Origin of the sequence: Kosakonia oryzendophytica (assembly GCF_027886705.1) — a bacterium.
Classification (GTDB): domain Bacteria; phylum Pseudomonadota; class Gammaproteobacteria; order Enterobacterales; family Enterobacteriaceae; genus Kosakonia; species Kosakonia oryzendophytica.
Genome location: NZ_CP115659.1, coordinates 3,860,169 through 3,880,687 on the forward strand (window position 1 = coordinate 3,860,169; position 20,519 = coordinate 3,880,687).

Consider the following 20,519-nt stretch of genomic DNA (forward strand, 5'->3'; position numbering starts at 1 on the left):
ATACGGTCAGCGCCTGGTGAGTCAATGACTTTTCCGCCGGTTGCTTGCTTAGTGAACGGCAGTGCACATTTTCACAACGTTTCCCGACCGCGAACCGCCCACTGCGCCCCGCTCTCCCCCGTTTCGGGCGGAGGCGGGGAGGAAAACCGCAAACGATAACTGACAGCACGCCGCGCTTCTGACAAAATAGCCACATCCCCCTTAGTTGAATGACAGATGGAATCCTCTCTCTGATGGCAGCAAAGATTATTGATGGTAAAACGATTGCGCAGCAGGTGCGCTCTGAGGTTGCGGAAAAAGTTCGGGCGCGTCTGGCGGCCGGAAAACGTGCACCTGGCCTGGCTGTCATACTGGTTGGCAGCAATCCTGCGTCGCAAATTTATGTCGGCAGCAAGCGCAAAGCCTGCGAGGAAGTGGGTTTCATCTCCCGCTCTTACGATCTCCCGGAAACCACCAGCGAAGCCGAATTGCTGGAGCTTATCGACAAACTGAATGCCGATAGCACCATTGACGGTATTCTGGTTCAGCTGCCGCTGCCTGCGGGCATCGACAACGTGAAAGTGCTGGAGCGTATTGCGCCAGACAAAGATGTTGACGGTTTTCACCCTTATAACGTCGGTCGCCTGTGTCAGCGCGCGCCGCGCCTGCGTCCGTGCACACCGCGCGGTATCGTTACGCTGCTGGAGCGTTACAACATCGATACCTATGGCCTGAATGCGGTCGTGATTGGCGCCTCCAACATTGTCGGTCGCCCAATGAGCATGGAGCTGTTGCTAGCGGGTTGTACTACCACCGTTACGCATCGTTTCACCCGCAACCTGCGCCACCATGTGGAAAACGCCGATCTGCTGATCGTCGCTGTGGGAAAACCGGGTTTTATTCCCGGTGAGTGGATCAAAGAAGGTGCGATCGTGATTGATGTCGGTATTAACCGTCTGGAAAACGGTAAAGTCGTCGGCGATGTGATCTATGAAGAAGCTGCTGCGCGCGCCTCATATATCACCCCCGTTCCGGGTGGCGTCGGCCCGATGACCGTTGCCACCCTCATCCAGAACACGCTGCAAGCGTGTGAAGAATACCACGATGTAGAAGGCGCATAAGATGGCAACATTTTCCCTTGGTAAACACCCGCACGTTGAGCTGTGCGATCTGCTGAAACTGGAAGGCTGGAGCGAAAGCGGCGCACAGGCGAAAATCGCCATCGCCGACGGTCTGGTGAAAGTGGATGGCGCAGTCGAAACGCGCAAGCGCTGCAAAATCGTTGCCGGGCAGACGGTGAGTTTTGAAGGTCAGAGCATCACCGTTACCGCGTAATCCGCTCTCCCCGTTCGGTGAGAGCGAAAACTGCCTCTTCTTCTGAAGAAGAGATTGGGTGAGGGGAATGTGTTGTCATTTCCCCTCACCTATCACGGTTAATTATCGATCAACCTCAAAGAATCACGATCTCATTTGGCTGAATGTAAAAATTTAGTTGCGGCTGACGCCTGCTTCTCTCACGATAAGTAGAACGTTCTACTAAAACGTTCTACTTACAATAACAGCGCTAAAAGAGCGCACTTTCGGGGGAGATCAGCATGAGTCTGATATCAGGTTTTGTTAAATCGTTGTCTAAATTGTCGATGATCGGCCGCGCCTTAATGCTGCCTATCTCGCTGCTACCCGCTGCTGGCCTGTTACTGGCTTTCGGCGACAAATTCCACCTGCCGCTGATGATGAACGCTGGCGGGGTAATTTTTGACAATCTGCCGATGCTCTTTGCTATCGGCTCTGCTGTTGGGCTGGCATCGGAATCCGGCATTGCGGCACTGTCGGCGGCGGTGTCCGTGTTTGTCACCAATATCACTATCGGCACAATGCTAAGCATCACGCCGGAAATGGCCTCGCAGGGCGGGAAATACGCAATGGTGGTCGGCATCCCGACGCTGCAAATGGGCGTCTTCGGCGGGCTAATCTGCGGTATCCTGGCCGCCTGGTGCTATAACCGCTTCCACACCATGCAGTTGCCGGAGTTCCTCGGGTTCTTCTCCGGTAAGCGCTTTGTTGCCATCGCCACCGCTTTCCTGTCGTTTGTCCTTGGCCTGCTGCTGCCCTATGTCTGGCAACATATCCAGGCGGGCATCGATGCACTGTCGATTATCGTCAATGGCGATAACCAGGCCGCCTCAACCTTTATCTTCGGGCTCGTCGAACGCGCGCTGATCCCGCTCGGTCTGCACCATATCTGGTATCCGTCATTCTGGTATTCGTTTGGCGATTACACCACCCAGGCAGGCCAGGTTATCCACGGCGACCAGACTATCTGGTTCAAAATGTTGGAAGAAGGCACCAAAACCTTTAGCAGCGACACTTACCAGAATGCCGGTAAATTTATGCAGGGCGAGTTTCCGCTGATGCTGTTCGCACTGCCTGCGGCTTGCCTGGCGATGTACCACGAAGCGCATACCCGCAATAAGAAAATTGCTTTCGGGATCCTGTTCTCTGCGGCGTTAACCTGCTTCCTGACGGGGATCACCGAGCCTGTCGAATTTACCTTTATCTTCGTGGCACCGATCCTCTACGTCTTTAACGCCATCATGGCTGGCCTGGCGTACATGACCATGTATTTGCTGCATGCGCATATCGCCAAATCGTTCTCCGCCGGGTTTATCGACTATCTCTCGTTCGGTATTCTGCCGTCGTTTAACGGTTACCAGACCCACTTTTTGAATGCGGTCATCGTCGGCATTCCGATGGCGCTGATTTACTACTTCACCTTCCGCTTCGTGATCCGCCGTTTTGATGTAAAAACACCAGGACGAACCGACGTCACAGCCACTGCGGATGACAAAACGGATAGCGAACTGGCCACCGAAATCATCAGCATGCTGGGCGGCGCAGAGAACATCGACTCTGTTGGATCCTGCATCACTCGTCTGCGCCTGGAAGTGGCGAAGAGTGACAAGGTGGATAAAGACGGTCTGAACGGACTGGGGGCGCGCGGCGTGGTGTTCGTGGGTGAGAGCGGTATTCAGGTTATTTTCGGCGCGAGGGCACAATTTATCGCCCAGACCATGTCCACAATGATCGGCAAATAATAAGATAACGGCCTGATGCGTCTCCTGGTATTGCCGGGAGACGTTGTAGTATCAGGCTGATTATCGTGAAATTTCAGGGAGCGGTTTTGAAGAAAGTCAGCATCATTGATGTCGCAAAACAGGCCGGCGTATCGGTCTCAACCGTTTCGCTGGTGCTACGCCAGAAAGGGAAAATCTCAAATGCGACCATCGATAAAGTCCATGCGGCTATCGATGCGCTCGGTTATGTTCACAATGTTGCCGCCGCCAATCTGCGCGCCAACACCTCTAATCTTATCGGGCTGATCCTGCGCGATTTCAGCGACAGCTTCTCCATCAAAGTGATGGCCAGCATCGTTCAGGAGCTGGAAAAACAGGGCTATATGGTCTTCCTGGGACAACCCTTGAATGACGGCGAACACCTGGAACGTTGCCTGCTCTCTTTCAAACAACAAGGTGTCGCGGGAGTGATTTATCTCGCTTCCGATACGCGAAGCGCCACCCTGCCTGCACAAATCCGTAAATGCCCGCTCCCGTTGGTCGTGGTGTCCCAATCCCTGCTCGATGAGCCGTGTGATCTGGTGATGCGTGATAACCGCCAGGCCGCCAGTCTCGCCACGCGTTATCTGATTGAGCGTGGCCACCGTAATATCGCCTATATCGGTGGTATCGAAGGCGACCTGATCCGCCAGCAGCGCTTATCAGGGTTCCGTAGTGCTATGGCACAATACGGGTTGGTCCTGCGTGAAGAGTCCACCCCGGCCTGCAGCGATGACACCCGAGCGGCGGGTTATGCTGTCCGGGAATTACTGGAAAAAAACAGCACGATTACGGCCCTGCTTTGTCACTCTCCGGACGCGATGATTGGCTCTATTTCCGGTATTCACCAGACCGGTCATACGGTCGGTAAAGATGTGTTCCTGTCGCAGCAAGTGGCGCTGATCGGCTTTGAAGATATGCTGCATGTGAACCTCACCTCACCGTCGTTTACCTATGTTTCTTCAGCCAGCGAGGAAACCGGGCGTCAGGCGGCAGGGCTTATCATGCGCAAGCTGAAAGAGCCGACACTGCAAACGCAACGAATTACGCTCTCTGGTCAGTTAATTGCCCGGGAATCGGCATAAAAGCGTGAAAACGCGGGCACCGTTATAACGGCAGAAGATTCAGATAACACCGCACTCATTTTGCCTGCCGACAGCGCTATAATTCCCTTTTTGCTCAGAGACATACCCCATGCCAACGATTGTTACCCATGCTGCTGTTCCCCTTTGCCTTGGATTAGGCCTCGGCAGCAAAGTTATTCCACGCGGTTTATTACTGGCGGGTATTGGCCTGGCCATGCTACCGGACGCCGACGTACTGGCGTTTAAATTCGGTATTGCCTACGGCAATGTGTTCGGTCATCGCGGGTTTACGCACTCCTTGCTGTTTGCTTTCGTGGTGCCGCTACTGGTGACCTGGCTGGGGCGAAAATGGTTTAAAGCCAGTCTGTTGCGTTGTTGGGCATTTCTGACGGTGTCGCTGCTGTCGCACAGTTTGCTGGATGCTATCACCACCGGGGGTAAAGGCGTTGGCTGGTTATGGCCGTGGTCAGACGAACGGTTTTTTGCCCCGTGGCAGGTGATTAAAGTGGCACCTTTCGCGTTATCACGCTACAACACGCCATACGGGCATCAGGTGATTATCTCTGAACTGCTGTGGGTATGGCTGCCGGGAGCGGTGGTGATGGGATTATTGTGGTGGCGCAGACGTTAACCGCCCGGCATGTAGTCATTCACAGGCCGGATAAGACGCTAACGCTTATCCGGCCTGTTTATTCTCACTGTTACTTACGGCGCCAGGTGGTCCCTTGCGGACCATCTTCCAGCACGATACCCATCTCATTCAGACGATCGCGCGCCGCATCCGCCGCCGCCCAGTCTTTCGCTTTACGCGCATCCAGACGTTGCTGAATCAACTGTTCGATTTCCGCAACTTCGCCATCATCCGCCTGTGCACCGCTTTGCAGGAACAGATCCGGATCCTGCTCCAGCAAGCCCAGCACGCCGGATAATTTACGCAGATGCGCTGCCAGTGCGTTTGCCGCATGAGCATCTTCCGTTTTCAGGCGGTTAACGTCACGCGCCATATCAAACAGCACGGAGTAGGCTTCCGGCGTATTAAAGTCATCGTTCATCGCTTCGATAAAACGGGCTTCAAACGCCTCGCCGCCTTCCGCCGCGACCGAGGTATCCGTCCCTCGCAGCGCGGTGTACAGACGCTCCAGCGCAGAACGTGCTTGCTTAAGATTCTCTTCGCTGTAGTTAAGCTGACTACGGTAGTGACCCGACATCAGGAAGTAACGGATGGTTTCCGCATCGTAGTACTTCAGCACATCGCGCACGGTAAAGAAGTTACCCAGCGATTTCGACATCTTCTCACGGTCAACCATCACCATGCCGGAGTGCATCCAGTAATTGACGTATTCGCCATCGTGGGCGCAGGTCGACTGGGCAATTTCGTTTTCATGGTGCGGGAACATCAGGTCAGAACCGCCGCCGTGAATGTCAAAGTGCGAGCCCAATTGTTTGCAGTTCATCGCTGAACACTCAATATGCCAGCCCGGACGCCCTTCGCCCCACGGTGACGGCCAGCTCGGCTCACCCGGCTTGGACATTTTCCACAGCACGAAATCCATTGGGTTGCGCTTCACTTCTGCCACTTCAACGCGCGCGCCGGCCTGCAGTTGATCCAGATCCTGACGGGAAAGCTGACCATAGGTCGGATCGGTCGGCACGGAGAACATCACATCACCGTTATCCGCGACATACGCGTGGCCGCGCTCAAGCAGACGCTCAGTAATCTCAATAATTTCGTGGATATGGTGCGTCGCGCGGGGTTCGTTATCCGGACGCAGAATATTCAGCGCGTCAAAATCCTTATGCATCTCGACAATCATGCGATCGACCAACGCCACAAAGCTTTCGCCGTTTTCATTAGCACGCTTAATGATTTTGTCATCAATGTCAGTGATATTGCGCACGTACTTCAGCTTATAGCCCAGAAAACGCAAATAGCGGGCGACCACGTCAAACGCAACAAACGTACGGCCATGCCCGATATGACAGAGATCGTAAACAGTAATACCACACACGTACATGCCGACTTCCCCGGCATGAATAGGTTTGAATTCCTCTTTTTGGCGCGTCAGTGTATTAAAGATTTTTAACATCGAAGATTCCATGTAGACGTGTGTGGAGCGAAAGCTGCATATATTACCTGTAATTCAAACCCGAAGCAGCACACTTTGCAAGGTGATCCAACCTGCCGGTTATGCTATAACAAGCGACTATCTCTGGCCCATTGCCGGGTCTACGCACCACACTATCAGAACAGGATGCAATAATGGTTACTTTCCACACTAATCACGGCGACATCGTAATCAAAACGTTTGACGACAAAGCGCCTGAAACGGTTAAAAACTTCCTGGACTACTGCCGTGAAGGTTTCTACAACAACACGATTTTCCACCGTGTTATTAATGGCTTTATGATCCAGGGTGGCGGTTTTGAACCGGGCATGCATCAGAAAGCCACAAAAGACACCATTAAAAACGAAGCCAACAATGGCCTGAAAAACACCCGCGGTACGCTGGCAATGGCGCGTACTCAGGCACCGCACTCCGCCACCGCGCAGTTCTTCATCAACGTGGTCGACAACGACTTCCTGAACTTCAGCGGCGAAAGCCTGCAAGGTTGGGGCTACTGCGTGTTTGCTGAAGTGGTTGAAGGCATGGACGTTGTAGACAAAATCAAAGCGGTCGCTACCGGTCGCAGCGGTATGCATCAGGACGTACCAAAAGAAGACGTGCTCATTGAAAGCGTGACCGTTAGCGAGTAATTCGTGGCGACACTCTTTATCGCAGATTTACACCTGCAAACAGAAGAACCGGCGATCACCGCCGGTTTTCTGCGTTTTCTGGCGGGAGAAGCACGTAAGGCGGATGCGCTCTATATCCTGGGCGATCTGTTTGAAGCCTGGATTGGCGACGACGACCCAACCCCACTACACCAGCAGATCGCGCAGGCGATTAAATCCCTCGTCGACAGCGGTGTGCCCTGCTACTTCATCCACGGCAACCGTGATTTTTTACTTGGTAAACGTTTTGCCCGTGCCAGCGGCATGCAACTCCTGCCGCAAGAACAGGTGCTGACGCTGTATGGCCGCAACGTGTTGATTATGCATGGCGATACGCTATGTACCGACGATGTGGGCTATCAGGCATTTCGCGCCAAAGTCCATCAGCCCTGGTTACAGGCGCTGTTTCTCGCCCTGCCGCTCTTTATCCGCCGCCGTATTGCCCGGAAAATGCGGGCTAACAGCCGCGCCGCTAATAGCAGCAAATCGCTGGAGATCATGGATGTTAATCCGCAGACGGTCGTCGGGACAATGGAAAAACACCGCGTTCAGTGGCTAATCCATGGTCATACTCATCGTCCGTACATTCATACCCTGACGGCAAATAACGCGCCGGCGTTTCGCGCGGTATTAGGTGCCTGGCACAGCGAAGGGTCAATGGTGCGGGTGAGCGAGAGTGACGTGGAGTTGATCCCTTTTCCTTTCTGATTTTGGCTGCGTAGCACGGCGATAGATCCGCGAAACATCGCCACGCAACCGTTTTCCTTGTCCGTTTTACATGCTATTCTCTGTGCCCTCTTATGTAGTCTGAAGCACACCCACAGGAGTTTTGAGACGCATGTCTTCAAGCAACCAACCGGCGCGCATCGCCATTGTTATGGGCTCGAAAAGCGACTGGGCAACCATGCAGTTCGCCGCAGAAATCCTCGATACCCTGAACGTCCCGCACCATGTTGAAATCGTCTCTGCACACCGCACCCCGGATAAACTGTTCAGCTTCGCCGAAAACGCGGAGAACAACGGTTATCAGGTGATCATTGCCGGCGCTGGCGGCGCAGCGCATCTGCCGGGAATGATCGCGGCAAAAACACTGGTGCCCGTGCTGGGTGTGCCGGTACAAAGCGCGGCGTTAAGCGGCGTGGACAGCCTCTACTCCATCGTACAAATGCCGCGCGGCATTCCGGTGGGCACGCTGGCGATTGGTAAAGCAGGCGCAGCCAATGCCGCCCTGCTGGCAGCGCAGATTCTGGCGCAGCACGACGCCGCGCTGCATCAGCGTCTGGCGGACTGGCGTAACGCACAGACTGATGAGGTGCTGGATAACCCGGACCCGCGAGGTGCGGCATGAAACAGGTCTGCGTATTAGGTAATGGTCAGCTCGGGCGCATGTTACGCCAGGCGGGCGAACCGCTCAGTATTGCGGTCTGGCCCGTCGGGCTGGATGCCGATCCGCAAGCGGTACCCTTTCAGCACAGCGTGATTACAGCGGAAATCGAGCGCTGGCCGGAAACGGCCCTGACCCGAGAACTGGAACGCCACCCGGCGTTCGTCAACCGTGATGTATTTCCGGTGATTGCCGACCGCCTCACGCAAAAACAACTCTTCGATAAACTCTCGCTGGCGACAGCACCATGGCAGCTATTGGCAGAGAAAAGCGAATGGCCAGAGGTTTTCGCTCGCCTTGGTGAGCTGGCAATTGTAAAACGCCGCGTGGGCGGTTACGACGGTCGCGGGCAGTGGCGCTTACGTGCGGAAGAGACCGACCAGTTACCGGATGAATGCTATGGCGAGTGCATCGTCGAGCAGGGCATTCATTTCCTCGGTGAAGTGTCGCTGGTTGGCGCGCGCGCCCATGATGGTAGCACCGTGTTTTACCCGCTAACGCATAACCTGCATCAGGATGGGATCCTGCGCGCAAGCGTAGCATTCCCGCAGCCTAACGCAGCGCAGCAGCAACAGGCAGAAGCCATGCTGTCGGCGATTATGCATGAACTGAACTACGTCGGCGTGATGGCGATGGAGTGTTTTGTCACGCCAGCAGGTTTGTTGATCAATGAGCTGGCACCGCGCGTGCATAACAGCGGGCACTGGACGCAAAACGGCGCATCAATCAGTCAGTTTGAGCTGCATCTGCGCGCCGTGGTGGATTTACCGCTGCCGCCGCCGGTAGTCAATAGCCCTTCGGTGATGATCAATCTGATTGGCAGCGATCTGAACTACGACTGGCTGAAACTGCCGCTGGTGCATTTGCACTGGTACGACAAAGAGGTGCGGCCGGGGCGCAAAGTGGGTCACCTGAATCTGAATGATACCGATACCGCCCGCCTGAGCGCGACGCTGGAAGCGCTGGTTCCCCTGCTGCCACCGGAATACGCCAGCGGCATTGCCTGGGCACAGTCGATGCTGTCGTAACGGCGGGTTTGCTCATCCGGCAGAAATGCCCGCTGGCGTCTACGCTTAGCGGGCTTGCATGCAAAACGCAGTACTAATGGCGATCGCGTTTATCGGCGCGTTTTGCCAGCCAGTCTCCCAGCACCTGCACCACCTGAACCAGAATAATCAGCGCCACCACCGTGACGATCATCACCTGCGTTTCGTAGCGGTAATAGCCGTAGCGAATCGCCAGATCACCCACGCCACCACCGCCGACAATCCCCGCCATCGCCGAATAACCAATCAGGCTGACCAGCGTAATCGTCAGGCCACGCAGCAACCCGGCGCTGGCTTCCGGCAACAATACGGTGCAGATAATGCGTAACGGGCTGGCACCAAAAGCCTCCGCCGCTTCAATAATGCCTTTATCCACCTCGCGCAGCGCACTGTCTACCAGCCGGGCATAAAACGCTATCGCCGCCACTGACAGCGGTACCGACGCCGCAATCGGCCCGATGGTATTCCCCAACAGAAACTGCGTTAACGGCAGCAGCAGTACCAGCAGGATCACGAACGGCACCGAGCGGATCACATTCACCAACACGGAGCTCGCCAGGTAAACCGCTCTGTTTTGCCAGAACAGATGCCTGTCGGTGACGAAAATCAGGAAACCAAGCGGCAAGCCACCAAAGATTGCCAGCACCGTTGAGATGCTCAGCATCTGGAAGGTTTCGCCAAAGGCCAGACTCAGATCGGCCACTAAATCATCCACGGATCACCTCCACCTGTGCGGTACGGTTGCGAATATAGTCAACGGCTTCGCTCACAGCGGCAGGATTGTCCGCAGACGTTAATTGAACCACCAAAATCCCCAGCGCTTTCTCGCCGATGTACTCAATTTTGCCGTGCAGGATATTGACCGCCACGCCAAATTTCACCGCGGCATCGGAGAGCACCGGCTGCTCGGCGGAATCGCCGATAAACAGGATCTTCAGTAGCTGCCCCGGTAGATGCTCCCGCAGGCGTTCCGGCAGGGTTAAATTGAGCGTGTGCGACACCAGCTGCTGTGTAAAAGCATGTTGCGGATGGGCAAAGAGATCAAACACCGCCCCTTCTTCCACGACCTTACCGCCGGACATGACCGCCACCCGATCGCAGATCGATTTGATCACATTCATCTCATGGGTGATCAGCACGATGGTAATGCCCAGTTGTTGATTGATTTGCTTCAGTAACGCCAGAATGGTGGCAGACGTTTCCAGATCCAGCGCCGAAGTCGGCTCATCACAGAGCAGTACATCCGGATGATTGGCAATGGCACGAGCAATGCCAACACGCTGTTTCTGCCCACCACTAAGCTGCACGGGATAGCGGTTCGCTTTATCGCTCAATCCGACCAGCTCAAGGATTTCCGTCACGCGTGGGGCGATCTTCGCACGCGCCCAGCCCGCCGCCTTCAGGCTGAAGGCCACATTCTGTGCCACGGTGCGGGTATGCATCAGGTTAAAATGCTGAAAAATCATACCAATACGCTGACGCGCCTGACGCAGCGTTGCGCCATGAAGTGTAGAAATCGCCACGCCATTAATTTTTACGCTCCCCTGGCTCGGCCGCTGTAACGCATTCAGCGTACGCAGCAACGTACTTTTGCCCGCGCCGCTGGTGCCCACAATGCCGAAGATCTCACCCGGCGCAATACGCAACGTCACGTCATCCACCGCCCGGGTGGTTGCCGTCGCGCCGCGGCCTGCGGGAAAATCCACGCAAACCTTTTCTATTTCAATCATGTCAACCTCAAACAGCAAAAGGCAGGCCGTAGCCTGCCCGTGAACCCAACCTGATGTTTATTTTTTGTCGGCGACGGCCATCCATTCGGGTTTCTGGAAGGCGGTAAAGATGTTTTTCGGATCGTCGATGACTGCGCGATAGGCGGGCGATTTCACCACTTCGACAATGTCTTTGGCGAAGGGCTTGTCCGCATCGTCGGTGCGCACGGCAATAATGTTTTTCAGGTTCTCATCCAGATGCTCTTGTTTCAGCGCTGAAGAGAGATCCATTCCGGCGGCAATGGCGAAGTTACCGTTGACCAGTGATGCCGTCGCGCTATCCAGCGTGCGCGGCAACTGCGCCGCTTCCAGCGGTTTAAACACCAGCCCTTTCGGGTTACTGGCAATATCCCGCTCGGAGGCTTTGGTCGGGTCAATACTCTCTTTGAGGGTAATAAGATTGAGTGATTGCAGGAAGCGCAGCCCGCGCGCCAGATTGGTCGGGTCATTGGACAGCGTCACAATGTCGCCTTTTTTCAGCTCATCCAGGCTCTTGATTTTATGGGAATAAAAGCCCATTCCCGCCGTTGGCACTGACAACAGTTTGGTCAGCTTCAGGCCCTTATCGGCAGTGAATTTATCGAAATAGAGGCTATGCTGGAACAGATTGGCGTCGATGCTGCCGTTCGACAGCGCCATGTTAGGCTGCACGTAATCGCTGAATTCGCGCACCACGACGTTATAGCCCTTCTCTTTCAGCGATGGCGCAATCGCCTGTTTGACCATATCGCCATACGGCCCCGGCGCCACACCGAACACAATGGTGTGCGGATCGCTGCTGGCATGCGCAAACGGTAAACCACATACCAGAAGTAATGCGCCGACGAAGGCGCGCAAACTGAGACGACGTCCCATAAATTCTCCCTAACGAGTTGGTCTGCTGTGTGACGCGCCGTGCAATGCGCCGCGTTCCATTTTCACCCTGTGAATAAGGCTGTCGACTAAGATGGCACAAACGCAACGCGGCGGTAATTGAAAAAAATTCAACTTGCTGTGAACTATGTCACTGAATGGCGGGGAGATATTGGTGAGGTAAGGCGATGAAGCATAACGAAAAGCCCTACCCGGAGCAGGGTGCTGGCACTCTCGTTATGCTTTTTATTGCTAAGCATTGCCGGATTTTAACGAAGCCATCCGGCAAATACCCGTCAACTTATCAGAAGTCGTAACGCAGACGAACGATGTTCATATCGCCCAGTTTTTTATCGGTGCTGTTGGTGAACACGTGTTCGTAATCAACACGGAAACCATAATCCAACTGGAAGGTTACGCCCAGACCGTTGTCGATACGTTCATAGTAACGACCGGTGGTGTATTTCAGGCGGTCGCCCATCACGTACGGCTGGACATATTTGAGCCCATACTGAGCCACCGGAATTTTATATCCGGCGTAATATTCAATACCCCACGCGTCGCCCGCGAAGTAGTCGTGAACATTTTTCTGCCCCGTGGTGAGGAAATTTTCATACCAACCGCCACCGAAGGAGAGAGTCCAGTTGTCCGGCGTCCAGCTCAGCGCAGTACCGTAGATGTTCTGGCTGTAAGAATCGGTATCACCCGACGTACTGTTACGCACGTTGGCTTTGGTGTAGTTCCACGCCGTACCCCATGACAGGTTTTTGGCCAGATGGTAATCAACACCCAGTGAACCGCCGCCATTACGTTTGTAACGGATGCTATTCGGTAACAGCAGATCGGTATCTTCGAACAGGTAGGATGCGTAGAGATCAACATCGCCGAAGCTGTTTTTATATTTCAGCATCTTGCGTGAACGATAAGAACCGTCGTAGTCGCCTTTCACACCGTTACCCGGCGCCTGAGCTTTCATATCGTAGTCCCAGACGTCAGTTTTCGCACCGACCACATCGTAGTACACGCTGTTCTGCTGACCGAAGGTCATGGTACCCCAAGTCTTACTTTTCAGACCGGTGTACAGCATGCGGCGAGACGTATAGTTGCTACCAGCAGCATAATGGCTGTCCCAGTCGAATACCGCCGGAACGTTCACGCCCAGTTCGTAGTAGCTGATCCAGCTAATATCATCGAACAGGTAGTAATCCGCAGCAAAACGGAAGCGAGTGCCGCCGTCATACCCGTTACGTTTGTAGGATGTTTTGTCCATGTCACCCATCGCGTTATCAAACTGCGCGCGGATAGACCCACCTACGGTGAAATTCAAACGACTCAGCGGATCGCCCGCTTTTGGATCCTGTTTCAGGACGGTGATTTCCGCCTGGCTTGCAAAAGACATCAATGCCACTGCTGCGCCGATGGCTGTCGCCACGGCAGTTGTTTTTATTTTCATGTTTTTCCCTTGAGATAGACACTGCTAAATAATTTTTAGCATGCAGATACTATCTGTAATAAACGGAACGTTTATAGGGATTTTTTAATGATTTGTGCTACTAAATATTTGATGTGTAAATGCTTACACATAGAAATACAAACACACCGGTAGACATGACCGGTGTGTGATGATAATCACTGTTAATTATTGAACTGACGGAATAATGCCTTGCCTTTTAGCAATCGGAGCCCCAACCAGCCGCCGCACAGCGACAAGAGCAGCGCGCCGCATAACGGTAAGGTGACCCACAAACGCCAATCCGGCGCCCACGGGAAGTCAAACACCCGTGTTTGCAGTACCGCCAGGGCGGTCTCGGCGCCAATCGTTGCCACCAGCCCGGAAACCAGTCCCAGCAGAGCAAATTCACACCACAGCGTGGTACGGAGTAACCGCTTTCCGGCTCCCAGAGTACGCCAGACCACTAACTCCTGATGACGCTGACGCATGCCGACCTGCACCTGCGCCAGCAGTAGCAGCACGCCGCAAGCAGTTACCAGCACCACCATCACTTCCAGCGCACGACTCACCTGCTCCAGAACCTGTCCGACCTGTTTTAAGATCGCGCCAATATCCAGCAAGCTGATGGTGGGAAACTCGCGGTTAAGCTGCGTCAGCATGCCGTTGCCGTTTTCCCAACGGAAACTGGTGAGCCAGCTTTGCGGCTGCCCCTCCAGCGCCCCGGCCGGGAAAATAAAGAAGAAGTTTGGCCGCATGCTTTCCCAGTCGACCTTGCGCAGACTAGTAATTTTCGCGCTGAACGACTGGGTATCGCCAGTAAAGGTCACGCTGTCGCCCAGTTTCAGACCCAGCCTTTCCGCCAGCCCTTCTTCTATCGAGACTTCGCCCACTTTCGGTGGCCAGCTTCCGGCGGTGATGGGGTTATGGTCCGGACGTTGCGTTTGCCAGGTCAGATTTAGCTCGCGGTTTAGCGCCTCATCCGGGTTACCGTCCGTTGACTGACCGTTAATTTGCGTCAACCTCGCCCGCACAATCGGATAGAAAGACGCCGGGATCACCTGATGTTCAGAGAGGAAGGCTTTCAACGGCGTCACCTGCTCCGGCGCGATATTGATCAGGAAATAGTTCGGGCTTTCCGGCGGTAACTGCTGCTGCCAGCGATCCAGCAGATCACCACGCAAGACCAGCAGCATCGCCAGCAACATAAAGGAGAGCGAAAATGCCGATAGCTGACTTAACGTCGACCAGGGCTGGCGCAGTAAACGGTTGACCGCAAGACGTAGCGGTAGCGTTTTTAACGTCATTTTTTTCAGCACGTTAAGCAACAACCATCCGACCAGGCCACACAACAATGCCAGCACCACCGCGCCTGCCAGCACCGACCAGAGCAGCATACTGCCGCCCATCAGCCAGGCCAGTAACACCACTGCGATAGCACACATCACCGGCACATAGAATTTCAGCGGCCAGAGATCCGCCACCGCATCCCGACGCAGCACGCGCAGCGGTTGCGTTGCCAACAGTAAGCGGTACGGGCGTAACCCCACCAGCACAGAAATCACCACCACTGCACCCACAGCCCATAGCCACGGCCACAAGCTGGCTGGCGGTAATGCTGCGGGCAGAACCGGTTTGAGCAGCAGCATTAATATCTTTTCAAACAGCAGCCCTATTGCCCCACCGGTCACAACCGCGAGAACCAGCACCAGCATCCACTGGCCGACGATCAGCTTACGCAACTGCGCCCGCCCGGCCCCCAATGTTTTGAGGATCGCCACCAGATCGTAGCGGCTGCGGCAGTAATGCCCCATTGCCACCGCCACTGCCGCAACCGCCAGCAACAGCGTGAGTAGCGCCGATAACAGTAAAAATTGCTGCGAGCGTTGCAAAGATTTGCCCAGCGCACCGTCGTCCTGTTCAAGCCCGTACCAGCGGTGTTCCGGCTTTAACTGGGGCAGCAACCATTTTTCATACGCCGCCAGTTGTTCAGGCGTACCGCCAAACTTCACACGCCAGGTCACCCGGCTGCCCGGCTGCACTGCTCCGGTTTTTGGCACATCCGCGATGTTCATTAGCAACCGCGGTGCCATCTGGAAGGGGTTAAAGCCGGCATCCGGTTCCTGAAGGACCTCCCCGGCGATACGCAAGGTGGCATCACCGACATCAATACTGTCGCCAACCTTCAGATTCAGCAGCGCCATCAACCTTGGTGCCAATAGCACGCTGCCTGCCTGCGGCTTCAAATGCGCCGGCTGGGTTTGTAACTCGCCATAAATAGGGTAGATATCATCAACCGCTTTCACATCTGCCAGTTGCGGCGTCTCTCCAGCAAAGGTCATGGTATTAAAGCCGATCTGCTCGCTCACGGTGAGCCCGGTTTTCCGTGCTTCATCCAGCCAGGCCTGCGGTACTTCGCGGGAACTGCGCAGCGCCCGATCGCCCGCCATAAACTCCCGGCTCTGCTGGCTCAGCCCTTTCTCCATTCGATCGCTGATATTGCCCAGCGCCAGCACGCAGGCTACCGCCAGGCTCAGCGCCAGCCAGACAATCAGCAGCGACGGCGAGCGCCATTCGCGCCAGAACCAACGGGCAATCATGCTTCCTCCCGCAGTTCACCGTTGACCAGCCGCAAACGCCTGTCGCAGCGCGCCGCCAGTTGCAGATCGTGCGTGACCAACAACAGCGTGGTGCCGAATTGTTGGTTCATGGAAAAAAGCAGATCAGCGATCTTGTCCCCGGTCTGTCGATCCAGGTTACCGGTGGGTTCATCGGCAAACAGCACAGCTGGCCGGCCATTAAAGGCGCGCGCCAGCGCGACACGCTGCTGCTCGCCGCCGGAAAGCTGCGCCGGAAGGTGATCAAGACGTTTACCGAGCCCCAGCTCATCAAGTAATGCTTTGGCACTGGCGCGGCTTTTGCCACTGTTTTCGCCACGCAGCAATGCCGGTAACTCGACGTTTTCCAGGGCATTGAGGGTGGGAATAAGCATAAAAGACTGGAAGACGAAACCGACATTCTGCGCGCGCAACTGCGCCCGCGCCTCTTCGTCCATGGTGTGTAGCGGTTTCCCCAGTAGATTGACTTCGCCACTGCTGCCGTCATCCAGCCCGGCGAGTATCGCCAGCAGCGTCGACTTACCGGAACCGGATTCGCCAATCAGGGCAATGGTCTCGGCTGGTTTGACAACGAGCTCAACTCCGGTAAGGATGGAAAGTTCATGCTCCCCCTGACCGACGGACTTCTTAAGATGATGAACTTCAACAATGTTTTCCGCTGGCATTTGCCCTTCCTTTTTTTGCTTTTGTTAACCTTCCGCGCCGCTGCGGCGGACACGTTGTTGATTCTTGGCGACAGTCTGAGCGCCGGATACCGCATGGCGGCGAATGTTGCCTGGCCTGCGCTGCTCAACGATAAATGGCAGCAAAAGCCCGCCGTGGTGAACGCCAGCATCAGCGGCGACACATCGCAGCAGGGGCTGGCGCGGTTACCCGCGCTGTTGAAAGAGCACCAACCTCGCTGGGTGCTGGTGGAGCTGGGCGGCAACGATGGTTTGCGCGGTTTCGCGCCTCAACAGACGGAACAAACGCTGCGCCAGGTAGTGCAGACGGTCAAGGCCGCCAACGCTGAACCATTGCTGATGCAAATTCGGCTGCCCGCCAACTACGGTCGCCGCTATAATGAAGCGTTCAGCGCCATTTATCCTAAGCTTGCCAAAGAGTTGGATGTGCCTCTCCTGCCCTTTTTTATGGAAGAGGTATATCTGAAACCGCAGTGGATGCAGGATGATGGCATTCACCCCAACCGTGACGCCCAGCCGTTTATCGCAGACTGGATGGCGACACGGTTGGCTCCTTTAGTTAACCACGACTCCTGATCAATCAGGGACGCCCTCAGGTAAAGTTATGCAAAAAACGGTCTTAATTACAGGATGTTCCAGCGGCATTGGTCTGGAAAGCGCACGCGAACTGAAACGCCAGGGTTTTCGCGTGCTGGCGGCCTGTCGCAAACCGGATGACGTCGCGCGAATGGACCGGGAAGGATTTACCGGTGTGTTACTGGATCTGGATGATCCGCAAAGCGTTGATCGTGCCGCGGATGAAGTGATCGCACTGACCGAAAATCGGCTATATGGGCTCTTCAATAACGCCGGTTATGGCGTCTATGGCCCGCTGGAGACGATCAGTCGCGAACAGCTTGAACAGCAATTTTCCAGCAATTTTTTTGGCACGCACCAACTCACCCTCCGCCTGCTGCCAGCCATGCTGCCCCACGGCGAAGGGCGCATTGTGATGACCTCGTCGGTTATGGGCCTGATCTCTACCCCCGGGCGCGGTGCCTATGCTGCCAGTAAATATGCGCTGGAAGCCTGGTCGGATGCACTGAGAATGGAGCTGCGCCATAGCGGCATTAAGGTGAGCCTGATTGAACCCGGTCCCATCCGTACGCGCTTTACCGACAATGTGAATCAGACACAAAGCGATAAACCGGTGGAAAACCCCGGCATTGCCGCACGTTTTACCCTCGGCCCGGAGGCAGTAGTGGCAAAAGTACGCCATGCTTTCGAGAGCAATCATCCCAAAATGCGCTATCCGGTTACGCTGGTCACCTGGGTTGTAAGTCTGTTGAAGCGCCTGCTGCCCGCACGCGTGATGGATAAAATTTTACACAGGTGAGTTGAAGGCGTATTGCCTGTCCCCATGTAGTACTAAACAGTAAAAACAGAGAATTCCACATGTCCGTACAGAATATCGTCAATATTACCGAAGCCAATCTGCAACAGGTACTGGAGCAGTCCGTTGCGACGCCGGTGCTGTTCTATTTCTGGTCAGATCGCAGCCAGCACTGCCAGCAACTGACCCCGGTGCTGGAAAATCTGGCCGCGCAGTACAACGGGCAATTTGTGCTGGCAAAAGTGGATTGCGACGCCGAACAGTTGGTGGCTTCACAGTTTGGCTTGCGTGCGATCCCGACCGTCTACCTGTTCCAGAACGGGCAACCGGTAGACGGGTTCCAGGGGCCGCAACCGGAAGAGGCCATTCGCGCCCTGCTGGATAAAGTCCTGCCGCGCGAAGAAGAGCTGAAAGCTCAGGAAGCTATGCTGCTGATGCAGGAAGGAAAACACGCCGACGCCCTGCCGCTGCTGAAAGACGCCTGGCAGCTTTCTCAACAAAACAGCGAAATCGGCCTGCTGTTGGCGGAAACGCTGATCGTTTTACACCGTGCAGATGAAGCAGAAAACGTTCTCAAAACCGTGCCGCTACAGGACCAGGACACTCGCTATCAGGGACTGATCGCGCAAATTGAGCTACTGAAGAAAGCCGCTGATACGCCGGAAATCCAACAGTTGCAAAAACAGGTGGAAGAGAACCCGGCCGACGCGCTGCTGGCGACGCAGCTTGCACTGCAATTGCACCAGGTGGGGCGCAACGAAGAAGCGCTTGAACTGCTGTTCAGCCATTTGCGTAAAGATCTCTCCGCCGCAAACGGCGAAGCACGCAAAATGCTGCAGGAAATTCTGGCCGCACTGGGTACCGGTGATGCGCTGGCGTCGAAGTATCGTCGCCAGCTTTACTCTCTGCTCTACTAATCTTCCTGCCAAATTTGGCGATCGTGCTGTTTTGATCGCCAATTCGGGCTAAGATGGCATCAAATTAAACAGGAGGTTTTTTTGATGCCAATCGTCATTCTGGTTTTTATCTTCGTTGCGCTGGTGGTGGTTATCTCTGGCGTAAAAATCGTACCGCAAGGCTTCCAGTGGACCGTGGAACGCTTTGGACGCTTTACCCGGACACTGCAGCCGGGTCTGAGCCTGGTGGTGCCTTTTATGGATCGTATTGGTCGTAAGATCAATATGATGGAACAAGTCCTCGATATCCCCTCTCAGGAAGTTATCTCGAAAGACAACGCGAATGTCACCATTGACGCGGTGTGCTTTATTCAGGTGATCGATGCACCACGTGCCGCCTATGAGGTGAGCAATCTGGAGTTGGCGATCATCAACCTGACCATGACCAACATCCGTACCGTACTGGGTTCAATGGAGCTGGACGAAATGCTCTCACAGCGTGACAGCATTAATACGCGCTTGCTGCATATCGTCGATGAAGCAACAAACCCATGGGGTGTAAAAGTGACGCGTATTGAAATTCGCGACGTGCGTCCGCCCGCGGAACTGATTGCCTCAATGAATGCGCAGATGAAGGCAGAGCGTACCAAACGCGCCTATATTCTCGAGGCCGAAGGGGTGCGTCAGGCGGAGATCCTCAAAGCGGAAGGGGAAAAACAGTCGCAAATCCTGAAAGCGGAAGGTGATCGCCAGTCGGCATTCCTGCAAGCAGAAGCCCGCGAACGTTCGGCAGAGGCGGAAGCGCGCGCTACGCAGATGGTTTCGGAAGCCATCGCCGCCGGGGATATTCAGGCAGTGAACTACTTTGTGGCGCAAAAATACACCGAAGCATTGCAGCAAATCGGGTCGGCGAATAACAGCAAAGTCGTGATGATGCCGCTGGATGCCAGCAGCCTGATGGGGTCTATCGCCGGGATCACGGAGCTGATCAAAGACAGCGCCAGCGAGCGAAATAAACGATGATCCCGCTGCTGCTCGAACATACTTATCTTGCCTGGCTAACGCTCGGCGGGTTGCTGCTTGCCGCCGAAATGCTCGGCGGTAATGGCTACCTGTTATGGAGCGGCGTAGCAGCCGTGTTCACCGGATTACTGGCGTGGGTTTTACCGTTTAGTTGGGAGTGGCAAGGCGTGCTGTTCGCCGTACTGACCATGCTGGCTGCCTGGCTATGGTGGCAATGGCTGGCGCGCCGGGTGAAGCAGCAACAGCCCGCTGACGCGTCGCTTAACCTGCGCGGGCAGCAACTGACAGGCCGACGTTTTCAACTGGATACCGCGCTGGTTAACGGCCGCGGTCATATGCGCGTCGGCGACAGTTCATGGCCTGTCAGCGCCGAGGAAGACTTACCCGCCGGCCAGCATGTGGAAGTGATTGCCGTAGAAGGCATCACCTTGCGCATAAAAGCCGTAAGCAAATAATAACACCACAAGGATCCGACG

At 55.1% G+C, this 20,519-nt stretch carries 21 protein-coding genes; 14 read left to right on the forward strand and 7 right to left on the reverse strand.

Annotation, left to right across the window (positions count from 1 at the left end; genetic code table 11):
* Window positions 1-233: 233 nt before the first annotated feature.
* The 5 genes from folD to O9K67_RS18735 all read left to right on the forward strand — a co-directional run bounded on the left by folD (window position 234) and on the right by O9K67_RS18735 (window position 4,808).
* Window positions 234-1,100: a bifunctional methylenetetrahydrofolate dehydrogenase/methenyltetrahydrofolate cyclohydrolase FolD gene (gene folD / locus O9K67_RS18715; RefSeq protein WP_061497009.1), complete on the forward strand. Its 867-nt coding sequence runs from the start codon at window positions 234-236 to the stop codon at window positions 1,098-1,100.
* Window position 1,101: 1 nt separating this feature from the next.
* Complete coding sequence (gene ybcJ / locus O9K67_RS18720) at window positions 1,102-1,314, forward strand: ribosome-associated protein YbcJ (protein ID WP_061497011.1); 213 nt, start codon at window positions 1,102-1,104, stop codon at window positions 1,312-1,314.
* Window positions 1,315-1,574: 260 nt separating this feature from the next.
* Window positions 1,575-3,074, forward strand: coding sequence for a PTS transporter subunit EIIC (locus tag O9K67_RS18725; RefSeq protein WP_061497013.1), 1,500 nt, complete (start codon window positions 1,575-1,577; stop codon window positions 3,072-3,074).
* 86 nt (window positions 3,075-3,160) lie between these two features.
* Window positions 3,161-4,177, forward strand: coding sequence for a Mal regulon transcriptional regulator MalI (malI, locus tag O9K67_RS18730; protein WP_061500116.1), 1,017 nt, complete (start codon window positions 3,161-3,163; stop codon window positions 4,175-4,177).
* 109 nt (window positions 4,178-4,286) lie between these two features.
* Window positions 4,287-4,808 (forward strand): metal-dependent hydrolase, encoded by a 522-nt coding sequence (locus tag O9K67_RS18735; RefSeq protein WP_061497015.1) that lies wholly within the window; start codon window positions 4,287-4,289, stop codon window positions 4,806-4,808.
* Window positions 4,809-4,878: 70 nt separating this feature from the next.
* Here the strand turns inward: O9K67_RS18735 and cysS are convergent, their stop codons facing one another.
* Window positions 4,879-6,264 (reverse strand): cysteine--tRNA ligase, encoded by a 1,386-nt coding sequence (cysS, locus tag O9K67_RS18740; RefSeq protein WP_061497017.1) that lies wholly within the window; start codon window positions 6,262-6,264, stop codon window positions 4,879-4,881.
* Window positions 6,265-6,437: 173 nt separating this feature from the next.
* Between cysS and ppiB the strand changes: the two genes are divergently transcribed.
* From ppiB to purK, 4 genes are all read left to right on the forward strand, one after another.
* Window positions 6,438-6,932: a peptidylprolyl isomerase B gene (gene ppiB, locus O9K67_RS18745; protein WP_061497019.1), complete on the forward strand. Its 495-nt coding sequence runs from the start codon at window positions 6,438-6,440 to the stop codon at window positions 6,930-6,932.
* A gap of 3 nt (window positions 6,933-6,935) precedes the next feature.
* Window positions 6,936-7,658, forward strand: a complete 723-nt coding sequence (gene lpxH, locus O9K67_RS18750; RefSeq protein WP_061497021.1) for a UDP-2,3-diacylglucosamine diphosphatase — start codon at window positions 6,936-6,938, stop codon at window positions 7,656-7,658.
* 130 nt (window positions 7,659-7,788) lie between these two features.
* Window positions 7,789-8,298, forward strand: a complete 510-nt coding sequence (gene purE / locus O9K67_RS18755; RefSeq protein WP_061497023.1) for a 5-(carboxyamino)imidazole ribonucleotide mutase — start codon at window positions 7,789-7,791, stop codon at window positions 8,296-8,298.
* Complete coding sequence (gene purK, locus O9K67_RS18760; protein WP_061497025.1) at window positions 8,295-9,362, forward strand: 5-(carboxyamino)imidazole ribonucleotide synthase; 1,068 nt, start codon at window positions 8,295-8,297, stop codon at window positions 9,360-9,362. The genes purE and purK overlap by 4 nt, the downstream gene beginning before the upstream one ends.
* 73 nt (window positions 9,363-9,435) lie before the next feature.
* Here the strand turns inward: purK and O9K67_RS18765 are convergent, their stop codons facing one another.
* The 6 genes from O9K67_RS18765 to ybbA all read right to left on the reverse strand — a co-directional run bounded on the left by O9K67_RS18765 (window position 9,436) and on the right by ybbA (window position 16,734).
* Window positions 9,436-10,095, reverse strand: coding sequence for a methionine ABC transporter permease (locus O9K67_RS18765; protein WP_061497026.1), 660 nt, complete (start codon window positions 10,093-10,095; stop codon window positions 9,436-9,438).
* Window positions 10,088-11,110 carry a virulence-associated ABC transporter ATP-binding protein SfbB gene (gene sfbB, locus O9K67_RS18770; RefSeq protein ID WP_061497028.1) on the reverse strand — a complete coding sequence of 341 codons (1,023 nt, stop codon included), beginning with the start codon at window positions 11,108-11,110 and terminating at the stop codon, window positions 10,088-10,090. Before sfbB ends, O9K67_RS18765 begins: the two co-directional genes overlap by 8 nt.
* 57 nt (window positions 11,111-11,167) lie before the next feature.
* The gene (locus tag O9K67_RS18775; RefSeq protein ID WP_061497030.1) at window positions 11,168-12,004 is read right to left on the reverse strand and encodes a MetQ/NlpA family ABC transporter substrate-binding protein; all 837 of its coding nucleotides are present in this window, start codon (window positions 12,002-12,004) and stop codon (window positions 11,168-11,170) included.
* 301 nt (window positions 12,005-12,305) lie between these two features.
* A complete protein-coding gene (locus O9K67_RS18780) occupies window positions 12,306-13,454 on the reverse strand; it encodes a porin (RefSeq protein WP_061497032.1) in 1,149 nt (382 codons plus the stop codon).
* 182 nt (window positions 13,455-13,636) lie between these two features.
* Window positions 13,637-16,051 (reverse strand): putative ABC transporter permease subunit YbbP, encoded by a 2,415-nt coding sequence (ybbP, locus tag O9K67_RS18785; RefSeq protein WP_061497034.1) that lies wholly within the window; start codon window positions 16,049-16,051, stop codon window positions 13,637-13,639.
* Window positions 16,048-16,734, reverse strand: coding sequence for a putative ABC transporter ATP-binding protein YbbA (gene ybbA, locus O9K67_RS18790; protein ID WP_061497036.1), 687 nt, complete (start codon window positions 16,732-16,734; stop codon window positions 16,048-16,050). Before ybbA ends, ybbP begins: the two co-directional genes overlap by 4 nt.
* Between ybbA and tesA the strand changes: the two genes are divergently transcribed.
* The 5 genes from tesA (at window position 16,705) to O9K67_RS18815 (ending at window position 20,498) form a co-directional block, all read left to right on the forward strand.
* Window positions 16,705-17,328, forward strand: coding sequence for a multifunctional acyl-CoA thioesterase I/protease I/lysophospholipase L1 (tesA, locus tag O9K67_RS18795; RefSeq protein ID WP_061500119.1), 624 nt, complete (start codon window positions 16,705-16,707; stop codon window positions 17,326-17,328). The two genes, ybbA and tesA, sit on opposite strands and share 30 nt — an antisense overlap.
* Window positions 17,329-17,356: 28 nt before the next feature.
* Window positions 17,357-18,127 carry an SDR family oxidoreductase gene (locus tag O9K67_RS18800; RefSeq protein WP_061497038.1) on the forward strand — a complete coding sequence of 257 codons (771 nt, stop codon included), beginning with the start codon at window positions 17,357-17,359 and terminating at the stop codon, window positions 18,125-18,127.
* Between the two features lie 59 nt (window positions 18,128-18,186).
* A complete protein-coding gene (locus tag O9K67_RS18805; protein WP_061497040.1) occupies window positions 18,187-19,041 on the forward strand; it encodes a co-chaperone YbbN in 855 nt (284 codons plus the stop codon).
* An 84-nt stretch (window positions 19,042-19,125) separates the two neighbouring features.
* A complete protein-coding gene (locus tag O9K67_RS18810) occupies window positions 19,126-20,043 on the forward strand; it encodes an SPFH domain-containing protein (protein WP_061497042.1) in 918 nt (305 codons plus the stop codon).
* Window positions 20,040-20,498 (forward strand): NfeD family protein, encoded by a 459-nt coding sequence (locus tag O9K67_RS18815; RefSeq protein ID WP_061497043.1) that lies wholly within the window; start codon window positions 20,040-20,042, stop codon window positions 20,496-20,498. The genes O9K67_RS18810 and O9K67_RS18815 overlap by 4 nt, the downstream gene beginning before the upstream one ends.
* Window positions 20,499-20,519 lie beyond the last annotated feature (21 nt).